This is a genomic window from Rhizobium leguminosarum, assembly GCF_001679785.1.
In the GTDB taxonomy this organism is placed as follows: Bacteria; Pseudomonadota; Alphaproteobacteria; order Rhizobiales; family Rhizobiaceae; genus Rhizobium; species Rhizobium leguminosarum_R.
Window position 1 is genome coordinate 3,084,132 of the sequence record NZ_CP016286.1, and the last position, 16,554, is coordinate 3,100,685.

At 59.2% G+C, this 16,554-nt stretch carries 14 protein-coding genes and 1 pseudogene; 4 read left to right on the top strand and 11 right to left on the bottom strand.

The genetic code is table 11. The annotated features are described in order from the left end of the window. Positions 1-139: 139 nt before the first annotated feature. Together BA011_RS15275 and BA011_RS15280 are read left to right on the top strand one after the other, a co-directional pair. Positions 140-1,927 (top strand): adenylate/guanylate cyclase domain-containing protein, encoded by a 1,788-nt coding sequence (locus tag BA011_RS15275; protein WP_065281082.1) that lies wholly within the window; start codon positions 140-142, stop codon positions 1,925-1,927. A gap of 195 nt (positions 1,928-2,122) precedes the next feature. Then, positions 2,123-4,294 carry an adenylate/guanylate cyclase domain-containing protein gene (locus BA011_RS15280; protein WP_065281083.1) on the top strand — a complete coding sequence of 724 codons (2,172 nt, stop codon included), beginning with the start codon at positions 2,123-2,125 and terminating at the stop codon, positions 4,292-4,294. Between the two features lie 14 nt (positions 4,295-4,308). On the opposite strand, the gene BA011_RS15285 is transcribed toward BA011_RS15280, so the two are convergent. The 5 genes from BA011_RS15285 to BA011_RS15305 form a co-directional block, all read right to left on the bottom strand. Beyond that, a complete protein-coding gene (locus BA011_RS15285) occupies positions 4,309-4,809 on the bottom strand; it encodes a YHS domain-containing (seleno)protein (protein ID WP_151343480.1) in 501 nt (166 codons plus the stop codon). 13 nt (positions 4,810-4,822) lie between these two features. Continuing rightward, positions 4,823-5,416 carry an ankyrin repeat domain-containing protein gene (locus tag BA011_RS15290; protein ID WP_065281085.1) on the bottom strand — a complete coding sequence of 198 codons (594 nt, stop codon included), beginning with the start codon at positions 5,414-5,416 and terminating at the stop codon, positions 4,823-4,825. Positions 5,417-5,549: 133 nt separating this feature from the next. Next, positions 5,550-6,332: a FadR/GntR family transcriptional regulator gene (locus BA011_RS15295; protein ID WP_065281086.1), complete on the bottom strand. Its 783-nt coding sequence runs from the start codon at positions 6,330-6,332 to the stop codon at positions 5,550-5,552. A 194-nt stretch (positions 6,333-6,526) separates the two neighbouring features. Then, complete coding sequence (locus BA011_RS15300; RefSeq protein WP_065281087.1) at positions 6,527-7,513, bottom strand: substrate-binding domain-containing protein; 987 nt, start codon at positions 7,511-7,513, stop codon at positions 6,527-6,529. A 48-nt stretch (positions 7,514-7,561) separates the two neighbouring features. Beyond that, complete coding sequence (locus BA011_RS15305; protein ID WP_065281088.1) at positions 7,562-8,542, bottom strand: NAD-dependent epimerase/dehydratase family protein; 981 nt, start codon at positions 8,540-8,542, stop codon at positions 7,562-7,564. A 259-nt stretch (positions 8,543-8,801) separates the two neighbouring features. Between BA011_RS15305 and BA011_RS15310 the strand changes: the two genes are divergently transcribed. After that, complete coding sequence (locus tag BA011_RS15310) at positions 8,802-9,542, top strand: ATP-binding cassette domain-containing protein (protein WP_065281089.1); 741 nt, start codon at positions 8,802-8,804, stop codon at positions 9,540-9,542. Positions 9,543-9,582: 40 nt separating this feature from the next. Continuing rightward, complete coding sequence (locus tag BA011_RS15315; RefSeq protein ID WP_017961842.1) at positions 9,583-10,581, top strand: ABC transporter permease; 999 nt, start codon at positions 9,583-9,585, stop codon at positions 10,579-10,581. A gap of 60 nt (positions 10,582-10,641) precedes the next feature. On the opposite strand, the pseudogene BA011_RS15320 reads toward BA011_RS15315, so the two are convergent. The 6 genes and pseudogenes from BA011_RS15320 to BA011_RS15345 form a co-directional block, all read right to left on the bottom strand. Then, positions 10,642-11,690, bottom strand: a pseudogene (locus BA011_RS15320) (ABC transporter ATP-binding protein). Between the two features lie 13 nt (positions 11,691-11,703). Next, positions 11,704-12,546 carry a carbohydrate ABC transporter permease gene (locus BA011_RS15325; protein ID WP_065281090.1) on the bottom strand — a complete coding sequence of 281 codons (843 nt, stop codon included), beginning with the start codon at positions 12,544-12,546 and terminating at the stop codon, positions 11,704-11,706. Then, positions 12,543-13,466, bottom strand: coding sequence for a carbohydrate ABC transporter permease (locus tag BA011_RS15330; protein ID WP_065281091.1), 924 nt, complete (start codon positions 13,464-13,466; stop codon positions 12,543-12,545). Before BA011_RS15330 ends, BA011_RS15325 begins: the two co-directional genes overlap by 4 nt. 11 nt (positions 13,467-13,477) lie before the next feature. Further along, a complete protein-coding gene (locus BA011_RS15335) occupies positions 13,478-14,725 on the bottom strand; it encodes an ABC transporter substrate-binding protein (RefSeq protein WP_065281092.1) in 1,248 nt (415 codons plus the stop codon). Positions 14,726-14,858: 133 nt separating this feature from the next. Then, the gene (locus BA011_RS15340) at positions 14,859-15,650 is read right to left on the bottom strand and encodes an SDR family NAD(P)-dependent oxidoreductase (RefSeq protein WP_065281093.1); all 792 of its coding nucleotides are present in this window, start codon (positions 15,648-15,650) and stop codon (positions 14,859-14,861) included. Beyond that, entirely contained in the window at positions 15,647-16,405 is a 759-nt protein-coding gene (locus BA011_RS15345; protein ID WP_017961848.1) for a FadR/GntR family transcriptional regulator, read from the bottom strand. The genes BA011_RS15340 and BA011_RS15345 overlap by 4 nt, the downstream gene beginning before the upstream one ends. Between the last annotated feature and the right edge of the window lie 149 nt (positions 16,406-16,554).

Here is a 16,554-nt window from a genome sequence, read left to right on the forward strand (position 1 = left end):
TATCGATTAGGCTTCACCGACCATCTTCAAGTCCAAGCAACCCGCCACGGGCCGCTTCTTAGCGAAGGCAATCGGATTTGGCGGCGTTGCCGGTCACACTGTGTTATTTTGATCCGACGAGGAATTGGGACTTACGAGCGTGACGCGAAAACTGGCGGCGATCCTGGTCGCAGATGTGGTCGGCTACAGCCGCCTCGCCGGTGCGGACGAGGATCGCATCCTGGCGCGGCTGAGAACGTTGCGCAGCGACTTGGTCGATCCGACCATTGCCGTGCACAATGGCCGGGTCGTCAAGCGTACCGGTGACGGAAGCCTCATCGAGTTTCGCAGCGTCGTGGACGCCGTGCGCTGCGCGATCGAAGTGCAGACTGCCATGGTTGAGCGCAATATCGGCGTGTCGCCTGAACATCGCATCGAGTTTCGGGTCGGGATCCATCTGGGAGATGTGGTCGAGGAGAACGACGGCGACTTGATGGGCGACGGCGTCAATATCGCCGCGCGGTTGGAAGGAATTGCCAAGCCCGGCGCCATTTGTCTTTCCGAAGATGCCTACCGCCAAGTGAAAGCGCGGCTCGATCTTGCCGTGACCGATCTCGGCAAAATTGAACTCAAGAATATTGCTGAACCGATGCAGGTCTATTCGCTTCAGATCGGAACTCCGCAGCCGACCCCGGCACGACAGGTGCGGCCCGCAATCGAAATGCCGTCAGTTCCGGCCGTTCCCGACAAGCCGTCCATCGCCGTACTGGCGTTCAACAACATGAGCGGCGACGCCGAACAGGAGTATTTCTCCGACGGTATCAGCGAGGACATCATCACCGACCTCTCGAAGCTGTCCGAGCTGCACGTGATCGCCCGCAACTCATCCTTCGTCTACAAGAATGTAACAGCCTCCGTGCCTGAGATGGCCAAAGCGCTCGGCGTCCGCTATGTCCTCGAGGGCAGCGTGCGCAAGGCCGGCAACCGCGTGCGTGTCACCGCCCAATTGATCGACGCCAGCAATGGCGGACATATCTGGGCCAGCCGGTTTGATCGCGACCTCACCGACATTTTCGCGGTTCAGGATGAGCTCACCCAGGAGATCGTGGCCGCGCTCAGGCTGAACCTCACGCATGGCGACCAAGATCGATTAGCCCAAGGGCGCGCACTCAATGTCGACGCTTACGAGTTGTTATTGCGTGGCCGCGAGCAGGCGTCGGCTCATACCCGAACCGGAAACAGAGCGGCCCGCAGCCTGGCGGCCGACGCCCTCGCCATCGATCCGCAATATGCGGCCGCCCAGGCACTCATCTCCTTCACCCACGTGCTCGACTACGTCAACGCCTGGAGCAACGATCCGGAAGGCTCGCTGCGGATCGGGATGGATCTCGCGCAGCAGGCCGTGGAGATTGCCGAGGAACAGCCCAACGGCCACTTTGCATTGGGCATGGCTTGCATGTGGAACCGGGAACTGGACCGGGCGCGGGCAGAGGTGCAGCAGGGCCTCGCGCTGCAGCCCAACTCCGCCGAGCTTCTGCTACTGCTAGCCCATATCCAGATATTCTCCGGCGATCCCGCCGGCGCCCTGGAAACACTCGATGCATCGATGCGGCTCGACCCGCACCATCCGGAAATTCTCTTCCAGTTTCGCGCCGATGCGCACTTTTCTCTCGGCGAGTATGAACAAGCGATTGCAGCCATCGAGCAGCGGCTCCAACAAAACTCCCAATCGGAGACCGCCTACGCCCTGCTTGCCTCATGTTACGGCCACCTCGGTCGGTCGGAGGAGAGCCGGCAGGCCTGGGAGAAGGCACTCCAGATCAATCCCAATTTCTCTGTAGAACGCCGCCGCCGCGTCCTTCCATTCCGAAACCCCGAGGACTTTAACCGCCGCGTAGAAGGACTCCGTAAGGCAGGACTTACAGCTCCGAATCTTGGCCAATGCTGAAGGAAACTGCTGTCGAACCAATATCGCGGGCTGCTCATTCTATGGATGGACGCGCGAGCAGCCTCTCAGATTACGCCCTCTCCACGAGAGCATGTGGCCAGCGAACGTGATGCCAGTTCGGGCAACTCTGATAGCAACGGCACGCCACCTGCTGTAAGATAACGGTAAGTGATCGGACACCCGGAAAGAGCTGGTATGGAGCGCCGCCTTGCAGCAGTCCTGATTGCGGATGTGGTCGGTTACAGCCGCATGAGCGAGATCGACGAAGAGGGAACGCGTATCCGCTTCCACACCGACCTCCACGAACTCTTCGAACCGAAGATCGCCACGCACCACGGCCGCCTGATCAAGACGATGGGCGACGGGATCCTGGTTGAGTTCCATAGCGTGGTGGATGCCTTGCGCTGCGCCGTCAAAATCCAGCAACAGAAGGCGGAACGCAATGCGGCCCTGCGGCCTGAGCAGCGGATGCTTTTTCGCATCGGCGTCAATCTCGGCGATGTCATCGTCGAAGGAGAGGACATTCATGGAGACGGCGTCAACATAGCGGCGCGGCTGGAGAGCCTTGCCCAGCCCGGCGGGATTTGCATATCCGGTACCGCATTCGATCACACGGTACACAAGGCTGAGGTCGGTTTCTCCTCTCTCGGTGAGCAGCAACTGAAGAACATAGCCGATCCGGTTCGCGTCTATCGTGTTCTGTTAGATCCCTCCGAGGCAGGCAAGGTCGTCGCCTCCCGTCGGCCGCACCGCCGGGCGATCAACCTGGCCACACTTGCGGCGCTGTTGATTGCGGCCGCCGCGATTGTCTTTGCCTGGCTATGGCCGTTTGTGCCCCAACGTCCATCGGTAGCGGTGCTTCCCTTCGCCAATTTGAGTGGCGACGCCGGCCAGGATTATTTCACGGATGGCATTACCGACAGCCTGATTGCCGATCTGACCATGCTTTCGGATCTTGACGTCATCGGCCATAATTCGGTGTTTGCATACAAAGGCAAGCCTCTCGTTTTGGCCGATATCGGACGCGATCTCGGCGTGCGCTTTATCGTTGAGGGCAGCGTGCAACGGATAGGCGATCAAATCCGTGTCAATGCGCAACTGAGCGATGCCGCAAGCGGCGACCACTTGTGGGCCAACCGATTTAACCGCGCCGCGGCGGATGTCATGGCTGTGCAGGATGAGCTCAGTCGGCAGATCGCCGAAGCGCTCGGCCTGAAACTCACTCAATCTGAGACGGAACGGATTACCCATCCGCCGACCGCCAATCTCGAGGCATACGACTACTACCTTCGTGCCGAGCAGGCGACGCGTACCGGCCGCCGTTCCCGGCTGCTCGAGGCACTGGCGCTCTTTGACAAGGCGGAGGCGCTCGACCCCGGTTTTGCAGAGGCCTTCGCGGCCGACGCGCACGCGACCGCCTATGTCTGGCGAAGCGCTTACGACGACGTTCTCCAGAGCGCGCCGGCGCGAAAAAGGGCCTACGAGAAGGCAAGTCGCGCGCTGGCGCTCGACTCGGCTCTTTCATCGCCATACGCCGTTCTTGCCGTCATGCAAGTCGTGGACCGCCGCTACGAGCAGGCGGTCACCTCGGCGCAGCAGGCAGTTTCGCTCGGGTCTGCCGATGCCGAAGCTCATATGGCGTTGGCATACGTTCAATTGTTCTCCGGCAATCATGCCGAGGCCGGCGCGGCCGTGGACACGGCGCTCAGGCACGATCCGAACCTCTCCGCCATCAACCGATATACTGCTGGCCTGGTATTTTATTTGCAGCGCGACTACACGAAGGCCATCGACAGCTTCGAACGCGCGCGCGATGGTTCTCCGGGAAATGGCGATTTCGTTACCCCACTCGCTATGGCCTATGTCCGTGCCGGTCGCCTCGACGACGCCCGTGCGACTGTCGCCGAGGGACTTCGCTTACTGGCTGGGCGCGATTCTCTGGCGGACTGGCGTCTCAGCAATGCCCATTTCCGCAACGAGCAGGATTTGGCGTTTATCCTCGATGCTCTGCGCGAGGCCGGCCTGCCGGAGTGGCCGTTCGGTTTCAAGGGCAACGAGCACGAACGCCTGCACGGTGAAGAAATCGCAAGTATCGTCATGGGCAAACTCCTCTGGGGCAAGACCGAGCCCTCAGGAAGCCCTGCACTCATGCAAATCGAACGCGACGGCAAGGCGGCCTTCCGCTCGACGACGCAGATGGTCACCGGAACGGTTTTCGTCAATGGCGACATGCTTTGCGAGCAGAGTGAAAACGCATTTGGACGAGCCGATTGCGGCCCGATCTACAGACCTGCAAACTCGCCCGCTGAAACCAGCTATGCTTACGTGAACTCCACGAAGGTCTTCTATTTTTCGCCAGTCAAATAGCCGCGCTCCACCGGTCAGTGATACTGATCCCGTTCGAGATCGGCTGCGACCTTCGGCCAGTTTCTATCGGCTTTCGGCGCTGCTTCGGCCACATGAGCGGCGAACCCTTCTGCCGATCCCTTGTCGTAGATCAGGTAAAGCTTGCCGTCGATGATCTTGAATGCTTCCGGATCGACGTTGATCGTCACCGATCCGAGAGCCACCTCGCCCGCGCAGTAGCCGCCATATTGAGGCGCATATTTGATCGGCTCGCTGATGAACATTTCACGGTGTTTGGCATTGGCAAAAAGCCACGGCGTCCCCAGCCATTCGTGGGAGAATTCCTCGGAGCCCTTCACCGCTTTGCCTTCGGTGAAATAGGCGACGGGGTCGTATCCCATGATCGCCACGCCGCCGAAGTAGCCCGTGTTTACCGAGTCGTCGGCGAAAGCCCGCGATCCACCGACAGCTGCCAAAGCCAGAAGGAACACCGCCATAGCAATTCCTCGCACACCGCTTCTGGTCCCCGCATACATCTGTGCCTCCTATTCAATCATGGATTTCCATGCACTTCGCGTATTCTTTTTCGCCGATGCGGCTGGCCGGAGGGCAAGGCGCACCATGCCGCTTGAAAAGCCGCACGATGTCCGAGTTGCCCTTCCAGATTGCTCGCGTGATTGGCGTGTAGCCGTGAACCTCCGCATGACCGACGTCAGCCCCCTCAGCGAGAAGAAACGTGGCGAGAGCGACGTGGTTTTCCTCACCGGCGACCATCAGCGGTGTCACACCTGCTTTATTGGCCGCATCGTCGAGCGTCGCGCCATGGTGGAGAAGCAGTTTGCTGATCGGCACGCTGCCGGAAAAGGCTCCGGCATGAAGCGGCGTAAAGCCGCCCGAGTTCCGAGCCATGACGTCGGCCCCTTTGCCGATCAGCAATTCGGCTATGGCAAGCTGGGCTCCGAGCGCAGCGTTGATAAGAGGCGTTGCCTGATCGCGTGCCCGGCTGTCGACATCGGCACCGGTAGCCAGAACCTGCTCGACGACGGCGGTGTTTCCAGTGGCAACGGCATCGAACAAAGGGCTCCCCGCAGCGGCCACCGTCGCTGTGAAAATCAACGCCACCGATGCAAGCAGCCCACGCATGGCTCAGCCCCCGAAGGTTGCCAAGGAAAGTAGCACAAGCCGCGGGTTTTGGGTAGGCATCGAGGACTGTAGGAGGTTGAATTCCCCTGCATCAAGCTATCGGCAACGCGCCAGTCGGACAGGCTACAAACGTCTATCGTGACCACCGTGCGATGATTTCGTCGGTATTTGCCAGCGCCTTGCGGACTGCGTTGCGCGCCATGTTCGGTCGCTGCAATCGGATGTTTTTCTCAATATTTTCATGAAGTTTGAGCGCATATCGCAAATTGTCTTCCTCCCGCGTCACATGGGCGAAGAGGTGGTTCAGCGCCGATTCGATCAATACGCCGAGCGGCACCAGCAGATCATTTCCCGAGGCGCGTAAGATCGCGATATGAAATCGCGCATCGGCTTCTGTTCGCTGCTGGAGCGATGTCGCCTGATCCATGTCATGCAGGGCCTGGTTGATCGCGTTCATTTGCTCGTCAGTTCGGCGTTCCGCAGCAAGCGCGGTCGCTTCCGGCTCGATCATATGCCTGAGTTCTTGCACGGCCCTCAGAAAGGATTCGCGATCAGGAGATGCCGCATACCAGCCCAAGACATCTCGATCCAGCAGGTTCCAACGTTCCTTGGGTTCGACCCAGCTGCCGATTTTCGGGCGGGAAGAAAGCAGGCCCTTGGCCATCAACATCTTGATCGCTTCGCGCACCGCCGATCGGCTGACCTCAAAGACTTCCGACCATTTTGCTTCATTTGGCAGGATCGTGCCCGGCGGATAGTCGCCGCGCACGATTCGCAGACCGATCTCGCCTGCCAAAGACACATGAACACTCGCCCCAGTCATGCGGGGAGAATTTGGGCGCCTTGTGGTGGCCGAGCGGTCAACCATCACCACCTCGAGCGCAGCCGTTGGCTTTCCCGATTTTTTGTCAGGCATTTATTTCTACTGCCTCAGCATTCTTTCGACTGTCTGCACGTATGATCACAACAATCGTAATAACGAGGAAGTCGCCTGCGATTGACGCTGGCACAAAGCGCGGAATTCAGGGCGCGTCAAGCCCAGCGGATCTCTCGATCCGTCTCGTGAGGACAGTCGGCGCACCCGTGAACCGGGTGCGCCAAACCGTGAAGCTACTTTTGAATGCAGGTGTCGACTGTATCCTTCGTGCACTCATCGAGCCCGGTGAAGACCGGATCTTCAACCGGCTTGCCGGCAATCAGATCCATCATCACCGCCGGTGCCTTGTAGCCCATCTCGAACGGTCGTTGGCCGACGAGCGCCGTGACCAGTCCTTCCTTCGCAATGGCGACCTCGTCGCCGATCGTGTCGGCGGCACCAATGACGAAATCGTTGCTGGCGATCTTGTCGGCCATCGGCTTGAACAGGTCGCGATAAGGTTGCGGCGCGCCGAACAATGGCCAGCCACCCATAATACCGAATGCGTCCAAGTCGGGATTGGCCGCGAGGATATCGGTCATTGCCTGGACGCCTTTGGCACCGTCGTCATTGGTGAACACCGGGCAGCCGGCGACCTCGGTCCAGCCACCCTCGCCTTTCAGCTCGGTCAAGCCTTTCTGGCCAGTAAGCGTGTCGCGCATCCCTTGTGCGCGGCGTAGAATATTGTCCGCTCCCGGATTGCCTTCGATCGTGCAGATCTTGCCGCCCTTCGGCTTGCCCTTCTTGATGTATTCGCCGATGCGGGCGCCCATCAGGTAGTTGTCGGTGCCGAGATAGGTCTTGCGCAACGCTGCATCCTCGGCGGCAAGATCGGCATCGAGCGTCATCACCGGAACCGTCGGATTGGCCGTCTTCAGGGTCTGGGCAATGAGCTTTGCATTTGACGGCGATATTGCGATTGCAGCCGTGTCCGCCTTGCCCAACATATCCTGAACGATCTGCGCTTCGCCGGCTTCATCGGATGTCGATGCCGGACCGGTGTAGAAGCATTCGTATTCCGAAGTGGGGTTCTCCTTGTTCCATTTCTGACAACCTTGATTGATTGCTTCGAAGAACGGATTGTCGAGGCCCTTGACGACGATGACGAGTTGCTTCTTGGCCAGGGCCTGCCCGGCGGTCAGTGCTAAAACTGCGGCTGTAAGTAGTAGTGCCTTCCTCATAGTTTCCTCCCTTGAACCAGACGGACACCGCGTGCCCGCCACACGAAATCAACCCGGATACCAGACGATGCGAGGCTCCTCCTTTGAACGCTCGTATTGCCAGGCCGAGTCGATAAGCATTTCGAGATCGTAATTTGGCTGCCAATCCAGCAGGTATTTCGCCTTGCTGTTGTCCATCCAATTGGAATGGAAGCGGCTCGGTATGTCGACAGAGCCGAGATTGCGCGTGCGCAAGAGATAAGCGGCGACTTCAGCATAGTCGACGGGGCGATCCATGCAGATATTGAAGAGCTGCCGCTCCGCCCGCGGATTGTCGATCGCTGCCAATATTGCCGATACAAGGTCGTCGACATGGACGAAATTGCGCTTCAGTGCACGTCCGTCGGCATCCAAGAGCAGCGGCACCGTACCCATCGCCGCATAGCGCCGTGCCGCGTCTTCCGGAACGAGCGTCTTCCAGTCGGGGCCGCCAAAGACGTCGTCTCCAAAAGACAGCGAATACTTGAAATCGTCCTTTTCCATGATCCAGGGCGCGCGCAGACAACAGCCATTGAGGCCATACTGAATGCCAAACTGCTCCAGCATGACCTCTTCCAGGACTTTGGAGAGCGCATAGCTTCCCGGATAGGCACAATGGCGGGCGTTCTCGGTGATCGGGCCGTCGTGGCGATAGTGGAAATGTCCCACACCCGCATCACCACCGATCAGGATGAACTGGCGTGCCGTCACGCTCGTACGGAACTCCTCGAGCAGCCAAAAGAGACCTTTGACCGTGACATCCATGATGTCTTCAGGCGTTTCCTTGCATGTGGCGAGATGCACGACATGGGTAACGTCAACCAGCGCCGCTGCCACGACATCGCGATCGGCGATTGAGCCTTGGAAGACATCGACACGGTCGGTCGCCTCGTACAAACGATTATGACAAAGCGCACGAATACGGGCTTTGGAAAATCTCGGATCGTCAAGCAGCCCAGCAATGAAGCGCCGCCCGACCTTGCCCGTCGCTCCGGTCACAAGGATCAGCATGCCGTTTCTCCCCCATTAATAGCTAATATCTGCGCGCCACTCTCGTCAAATGATATTTGTCTGACAAAACAGATTTTTGCGACAATAAGGTCAATTGCCGGGACAATGAGTTGACGCTGTCGCAGGGTTTTGCGTAAATGCTCCCGATCGCTTTTCCTGGGAGGATACTGGAAAAGCGCACTCGCCGGAGCCTTGCCTCGAAGACAAGCAGGGTTCGGTGCGATGGATAGCCCGCAGGTTTTGGGAGGCGAGGAGGCTGGTGGCGGTTCTTGAGCTCAGCAATGTTTCCAAACATTTCGGTGCCATCCAGGCAGTCAACGATGTTTCGTTATCGCTCGAGGCGGGGCAGGTTGTCGGCCTCATGGGCGACAACGGGGCTGGCAAATCCACACTGGTGAAGATGATTGCCGGCAACTTCCGGCCGAGCCATGGAACCATGCGGCTCGACGGCGCCGATCTCGTGCTTCATCGGCCGAAGGAAGCACGCCAGCATGGCATTGAGATCGTTCACCAGGATTTGGCGCTCTGCAACAATCTGACGGCGGCAGCGAACGTCTTCCTCGGACGAGAATTGCGCCGTGGCGTATGGCCTCTTCGCATCCTCGACCACAAGGCCATGTACAAGCGCGCCGGCGAGATATTTCGCGAGCTCAAATCCGAGACGCGGGCGCGCGATCTCGTCAAGCAAATGTCAGGTGGTCAGCGCCAAGCGGTCGCGATCGGCCGCACGATGCTGTCGGAAGCGAAAATCGTATTGATGGACGAGCCGACCGCAGCCATTTCCGTGCGCCAGGTGGCTGAGGTTCTGAATCTGATCCGCCAATTGCGGGACCAGGGCATTATCGTTGTCCTGATCAGCCACCGCATGCCCGACGTCTTTTCGGTCGCCGACCGCGTGATCGTGATGCGGCGAGGCAGAAAAGTAGCCGACAAGCAGATTGCGGCAAGTTCGCCGGAGGAAGTAACGGGACTGATCACCGGCGCCATCGAACAAGTGTGATCGATGCTATCCGTTGCAACAGGAAGGAAGAAGGTTGACGATGGCGATTACACTTGACCAAACGATCGGACAGAAGCAACGGAGCTGGCTTGCAACGATCATGAGCGGCCAGACATTCTGGGTGCTGATTGCAGTCATTCTCGCCTGCATTTTTCTGTCGATGGCAACGGACTCCTTTGCGACGGCGAAGAACATCTACAACATCACCCGCAACGTCACCTTCGTCGCCATTATCGCGCTGGGCATGACGCTGGTCATCATCACCGGCGGCATCGATTTGTCCGTTGGCTCCGTACTTTGCCTGTGCAGCATGGTGCTGGCGGTCGTCATGCATGCGGGATACAGTATTGAAGTCGGCATCGCCGCCTCGATCGGTACGGCTCTATTGGTCGGAGCTTTCAACGGCGTCTTGATTGCTTATCTTGGCTTCCCCCCTTTCGTCGTCACGCTCGGCATGTTGTCGATTGCGCGCAGCCTTGCGATGGTTGCATCCAACAACACTGTGGTTTTTGAGTTCGGACCTGATCACGACAAACTACTGGCTCTGGGTGGCGGCGCCTGGGTTTTTGGCATCGCCAATCCAGTGCTTTACATGGTCGTGCTGGCACTCATTACCGGTTTCGTGCTGCGCTGGACCAAGTTCGGCCGCTATGTCTTTGCCATTGGCGGCAATGAGCACGCCGCGACACTGACGGGCGTTCCCGTGCCGAGGATCAAGGTCATCGTCTATATGATTTCCGCCCTGTCGGCGGGGGTCGCCGGCATCATTCAAACCGGCTGGCTCGGCGCTGTCACCACAAACATCGGCGCCGGAATGGAACTTCAGGTCATTGCCGCCGCGGTTATCGGCGGCGCCAATCTGGCCGGCGGCGTTGGCACCGCCTTTGGAGCCTTGGTCGGCGCCGCACTCATCGAAATCATCCGCAACAGTCTTGGCCTGCTCGGCATCAACGCATTCTGGCAAGGGTGCTTTATCGGCGGGGCAATCGTGCTCGCCGTCCTTTTCGACCGGCTTCGCAACTTGCGCCAGGGCGAGTAGACGAACCCGGCTCTTAAGAGATTTCTGCGGCTCGCGCCCGCGCCAGGAGCGGCCGTACGCTCAAGCAGTCCGGCCTTGTTCAGTCCGCTTTGTTGAGTGCCCGTTGCCATTGAAAAAGTGCACCTTCGAGACATCGGCGGTGAGCCCTATTTGGTTTCCCGCCTTCATGTCGCCACCGTCGTGGAGGACGAGGCAATCATGCCCAGCCGGCAGCTTGACGTGGAGCAGCGTTACCGCCCCGGTATATTCGCAAAGCCCGACGGTTCCGCGCAGCGTCCCCTCTCGAGGCTCCACGACGCTTAGATGCTCCGGCCTTATCCCGATGGTCTCGGCGGCGGTATCCGCTGCCGTTGCGCCTGTCAGCAAAGGCGCGATATCTGCCGGGAGCAGATTCATTTTTGGGCTGCCGATGAATTGCGCCACGAATATATTTGACGGCCGCTCGTATAGTTCTCTGGGGGAACCGACCTGCTCGACGCGGCCGTCGCGCAGAACCACGATCTTGTCGGCGAGCGTCATCGCTTCGACCTGATCGTGCGTTACATAGATCATCGTCGTGGAGAGCCGCTTGTGCAGTGCGGCGATTTCAGAGCGCATGTGCACGCGCAACTCCGCATCGAGGTTCGACAGCGGTTCGTCGAACAGGAAGACATCGGGATGTCCGACGATGGCCCGGCCGATCGCGACGCGCTGCCGCTGGCCGCCGGAAAGCTCGCGGGGTAGCGATCGAGCAATGCTTCGATCTTCAACGTGGCGCTCGCTTCGTCGACGCGCTTCTGACGCTCCTGCGCCGGAACTTTGCGGACCTTGAGCCCGAAACCCATATTGTCCCGGACGGTCAGATGCGGATAGAGGGCATAGGATTGGAAGACCATGGCAACGCCGCGTTTCGAAGCCGGCACTTCGTTGACCACCCGGCCGCCAATCGCAAGTTCACCGCCGCTGAGATATTCCAGCCCCGAAATCAGCCGCAACAAGGTGGACTTGCCGCAGCCTGACGGACCAACGAATACGACGAACTCACCCGGATCGATCCTGAGATCGACGCCGCGGATGACCTCGACGGCGCCGAAGCGTTTTTCGATGCCTTTAAGCGATACACTGCTCATGAACGAAAATTCCTCATCCCTTCACGCCTGATAGCGCAAAACTTTCGATGATCTGCCGCTGGGCGATCAGATAGACGATCAGGATCGGCACCACGGCAAGGCTGGTAGCGGCAAGCTGCAGGTTCCACAACGGTAAGCCGTAGCTGTCGTTGAAGTTCGACAAGGCCAAAGGCAGCGTGAACATGTCGAGCGAGCTCAGAAAGATCAGCGGCTCCAGGAACAGGTTCCACGAGAACAGAAAGGTGATGATGGAAACCGCAGCCAGGGCCGGACGCGCCATCGGCAGCGCTATCTTCCACCAAACGCCGAAGCGTGAGAGGCCGTCCATCTTGCCGGCTTCTTCCAGTTCCTTGGGCAGGGCCAGGAAGTACTGGCGCATCAGGAACGTTGCCATCACCCCATGAGGGCCGAAGGTGGGCAGCAGGATCAGCGGCCAGTGAGTATCCACCAAACCAAACCAACGCATCAGGAAGAAGTTCGGAATGATCGTCACTTCCTCCGGCACCATGAGCGCCGAGATCAGAAAAAGCATCAGCAGCCCGGCACCGGCAAACCGCATGCGCGCCAGCGCATAGCCGGCCAGGGACGAGATGGCGAGGGTGAGCGCCGTCACCACGATCGCGATGTAAAGCGAGTTGAAATACTGCCGCGCGAACGGCTGATATGTGAACACTTCAACGAAATTCTGCCAGCGCCAGACGCGCGGAATAAGCGTCGGCGCGCCGAATATCTCGGTCACGCTCTTGAAGCCGGCAGACACCATCCAAACGAATGGGAAAACAAAAGGAATGGCGGCGATCAGCAGTGCGATCGTCCAGCAGGTGCGGTAGAGGATCTGGATTTGGCGCTGGGTCACTCCGATCCCTTTCTCCGCAGCATCACCTGCACCAGTGTCAGCGCCATGATCATCACGAACATGATCATCGCGAGCGCCGAGGCATAGCCGACGTTGAAGAACTTGAAGCCCTGCTGGTAGATGTAGAAGGCAAGCACCAGTGTGCCGTTTTCCGGGCCGCCACCGGTCATCTGGTATATGTGATCGAAGACCTTGAAAGAGCCGATCGTCGTGATGACCATGATGACGAGCGTGGTCGGCGCCAGCAACGGCCAAGTAATCATGCTGAAGATCTGCCGGCGTGAGGCGCCCTCCAGGCGCGCCGCCTCTTCATAGTCCCGCGGGATCGCCTGCAGCGCCGCAATGTAGAGGATCATGTTGAGGCCGACCATCTTGAAGACGCGGGTGACGATGACCGCCGCCATGGCCCAGTTCGGTTCACGCAGCCAGTTTGGACCGGTGATCCCGACCAGCGCCAGTACCTGGTTGATGAAACCGCCTTCTCCCTGCAGCAGAAACTTCCAGACGATCGCCCAGGCGATGGCCGAGGTGATGACGGGAGCGAAAAACACCGTGCGAAAGAACACGACCCCGAAGAACGGCCGGGAAAGGGCGAGTGCCAAGGCGAGCGCGAGCGCCATATTGAGCGGCACGAGACCGATCGCGAAAACAACCGAATTGCGTACCACAAGCCAAAAGTCAGGGTTTTCGAGCAACGCATTCTGAAAATTTGCAAGGCCTACGAAGGTGGCCTGCTGGCTGAGCAGGTTCCATTCGGTCATTGAATAATAGACCACTGCACAGAGCGGACCGAGGAAGAAGATGAGGAAGCCGATGAAGGTGGGACTGACGAACAGCCACGCCTCCATCATCTCTCTCATCTTCAACGTCAGCCAGGTCTTTTGGCCGGTTCGAATGGAGTTATGAACGGTATCGGCCATCTTCGTTCTGATCAAAGCAGCGGCTGGATTGCCGCACAGATGCCCTTGATGGCGGCATCGACATCGGCATCCGGCTTCCACAGGGCATCGACACGAGGCGCCATAGCGGCAAGGATCTGGGGCGCTTTTTCGTTGGCCGAAACCACCCGGCCCTTTTCTATAGCGGCAGCCACATTCTTCATCATCTCGGGCGGCACGAGCTTGTTGCCGTTGATGAATGCATCGGCCTGCAGAACGCTCTTGCGGGCCGGCGGGAAGAACTGCGCCATGGTGGCGACATTTTCCTTGTTGGTCATATGCGCTACGAATTCCGCGGCGATTTCCGTATTCTTGCCTTGGGCGAACACAACAAGACCGGCCTGGCCGATAACGGGTGACTCACCACCTGGGCCGGTGGGCAACGGTGCGATGCCCCACTTGAAGCCGGCTTCCGCCATCTTCGAAGCACGGGAAATCTGGTTGACCGTCATCGCCGAACTGCCGGAGAAGTAATCGCCCTGTTCGCCCGGCGGAACGATGGACTTGTCCTTGAAGACCATGTCATGCAACTGCTTGACCGCCTTGACGGCTTCGGGCTTGTCGAAGCCGCATTCCTTGTTCGACCAGATATCGCCACCATAGGCGCGGATTGGCGGCAGAAGGGCATGGGTCATGCGAGAGGCATAGCCTTCGCCATCCTTGAACTCGAAGCCCCATTTGCCGGGATTGGTTTCCGCGAGCTTTTTGGAGACTTCCTGGAACTTCTCCATGTTCCATTCGCCCTTGGCGGCGAGCGTCAGCGGGTCTTCGAGCCCGGCTTTGTCGAACATGTCCTTGTTGTAGTAGATCATGAAAGGAGAGGTGGAGAACGGAATGCCGTAGACCGTTTCGTCCTTCTGCCAGAGGCCCATGGCCGGCTTCGAGAAATCGTCGAAATCATAGCCTTCCGCCGCCTTGAGCGTCGGGCCGAGATCCTTCAGAAGATTGGCGTTTTCGAAAGCCGGAGCGGCATCCTCCATCATCCAGGCTATGTCGGGAGCATTGCCGCCGGCGATCTGGAAGGTCAGTTTCTGGGTGTAGTCGTTGACCGGCACGGTCTCGAACTTCACGTTGACGTCGGGATGTGTGGCTTTGAAGCTCTCCGCAATGCCATTCAGCATCTTCAGATGAGCCTCGCTCCCGGTCCAGACCGTCATGCGGAGATCCGTCGCGAAGACGGCAGACGTCGATATGCACAATGTCAACGCGGATGCTGCGATACCTGCTAATGCGGCCTTCATGGTTTCCTCCCTTTTTGATCGTCGGCAAATCAGCCTTCGCCGACTGAATGCAAACGGCATTCGCCTGGAATTTGGCGGCAAGCTGCGGCGGACGGTTCCGCCGCATGATCTCGAAAACCTTGCCGCAGGCCGCTCACCCGGCAGCGTGCGGAAGGCTCCCGGGCGCATCTCCGATCGACCATCCTCCGTCGACTGGGATATTTGCACCCGTAATGTAGCTGGCAGCATCGCTGCACAAAAAAACAAACGCCCCCACCAGGTCCTGCGGCTGGCCCGGCCTGCCCACAGGGATCTTGGCGGCTACCGCTTTGCGGAACGCCGGGTCGCCGTAGCGCGCGGCATTGGCCTCGATCTCGATCGCACCCGGCGAAACCACATTCAGCGTGACGCCGCGATGGCCGGTTTCGCGCGCAATCGACCTGATCGCAGTCAACTGCGCCGCCTTGAGCGACGCATAAACAACCGTTTCCGCCCGCGGTCGCACCGCCATGATACTGCCTGTGGCGACGACCCTACCCCAGCCCCGCTCGGCCATCGGCGGAACCAGCTTTGCCGTCAGCGTCAGCAGCGCCGAAAAATTCGATGCCACATGGGCGTTGACATGCGCCTCATCCAATTCCTGCCAGGGCCGTCGATGTTCGATGGCGGCATTGGCAATGAGGATATCGATCGGGCCGCATGTCCCGAGCACTTCATCGGCAAAAGCCTGCGTCGCACGCCCGTCGGTGAAGTCTGCTTCCAGTACCGGCGCTGTGCCTCCGGTCGCCCGGGCCACCTCACGCGCGCCCGTCTCATTACCGAAGTGATGCAGGATCAGTTCCGCTCCATGCTCCGCAAGGCCAAGCGCAACAGCCCGACCGATGCCGGAACTGGCACCGGTTACCAGCGCGCGCCGACCTTTCAATGAGAAGCGCGCGGCGCTCATCGCTCGGCATCTTTCAACTTGTCGGCCACCTCGAGCGAGGCAATGTCGGCAGCTTCGAAATGCTGCCTGATTTTTTGCTCGGCGAGATCGGCGTCACCAACTGCAATTGCGTCGTAGATCGCCTGGTGCCGGTCAATCGTTGCCCGCCAGTCAGCGTCGCTGCGGTTGGCGCGACGTGAAAACAATTCCGACACCTCGCGCTGCACGGAACGCATGCTCTCCATGTGCACGCGGATCATGTAATTACCCGTCGTCACGGCAAGGCCAAGATGAAACAGGATGTCGGCGGCGGTAAAGCCGGAAGGCTCCTTCACGGAAGCCAGCATGCCTGCCAAGCCCTGCCGCATGATCTCCAGACCTTCCGGATCGCGACGTTCGGCGGCGAGCCGGGCAATTCCCGTCTCGACGACGCGGCGCATTTCATTGGCTTCGCGCAGCCGCTTGAGACTGGAGCGGACCGCATAGCCGTAGATTTTGTCCATCGAGTCGCCGCTCAGGGCCTTGGCGCGGGCAACCTTGCCTTGTTGGGTAAAGATCAGCCCGGCTGCCGTCAACTGACGAAGCGCCTCACGGGCGATCGGCTTCGAGACGCCGAATTCCCTGGCGATCTCCCCTTCGGGCGGCAACGGCTCACCAGGCGAGATTCGTCCATCAAAGAGTGCGGCGGCAATCGCATCGGACACCCCATCCGCCAACCGCGAAGGGTTCGGCGGCTTGGCGGTGAAAACGGGTTTCCTTTCGGGAATTTCACTCATCTCGATCCTCATATTCACAAAGCTAACATGCAGTTTCCAACTTAGCAACTAGGTTTATCAGTTGCCAAGTCGCCAACATCTAGCTAGGAATAACAGACACGCCCCAAAGCAGCGAGCAAAACCAAGAGCAACGAGCAAAACATTGGGAA

Excerpts from the sequence above, each read along its gene's own strand:
- BA011_RS15295 (WP_065281086.1), bottom strand. The coding sequence starts at position 6,332 with ATGCCTGACAAAAAATCGGGAAAGCCAACGGCTGCGCTCGAGGTGGTG.
- BA011_RS15305 (WP_065281088.1), bottom strand. The coding sequence starts at position 8,542 with ATGCTGATCCTTGTGACCGGAGCGACGGGCAAGGTCGGGCGGCGCTTC.
- BA011_RS15290 (WP_065281085.1), bottom strand. The coding sequence starts at position 5,416 with ATGCGTGGGCTGCTTGCATCGGTGGCGTTGATTTTCACAGCGACGGTG.
- BA011_RS15340 (WP_065281093.1), bottom strand. The coding sequence starts at position 15,650 with ATGAGCGCCGCGCGCTTCTCATTGAAAGGTCGGCGCGCGCTGGTAACC.
- BA011_RS15300 (WP_065281087.1), bottom strand. The coding sequence starts at position 7,513 with ATGAGGAAGGCACTACTACTTACAGCCGCAGTTTTAGCACTGACCGCC.
- BA011_RS15345 (WP_017961848.1), bottom strand. The coding sequence starts at position 16,405 with ATGAGTGAAATTCCCGAAAGGAAACCCGTTTTCACCGCCAAGCCGCCG.
- BA011_RS15280 (WP_065281083.1), top strand. The coding sequence starts at position 2,123 with ATGGAGCGCCGCCTTGCAGCAGTCCTGATTGCGGATGTGGTCGGTTAC.
- BA011_RS15330 (WP_065281091.1), bottom strand. The coding sequence starts at position 13,466 with ATGGCCGATACCGTTCATAACTCCATTCGAACCGGCCAAAAGACCTGG.
- BA011_RS15285 (WP_151343480.1), bottom strand. The coding sequence starts at position 4,809 with ATGTATGCGGGGACCAGAAGCGGTGTGCGAGGAATTGCTATGGCGGTG.
- BA011_RS15335 (WP_065281092.1), bottom strand. The coding sequence starts at position 14,725 with ATGAAGGCCGCATTAGCAGGTATCGCAGCATCCGCGTTGACATTGTGC.
- BA011_RS15315 (WP_017961842.1), top strand. The coding sequence starts at position 9,583 with ATGGCGATTACACTTGACCAAACGATCGGACAGAAGCAACGGAGCTGG.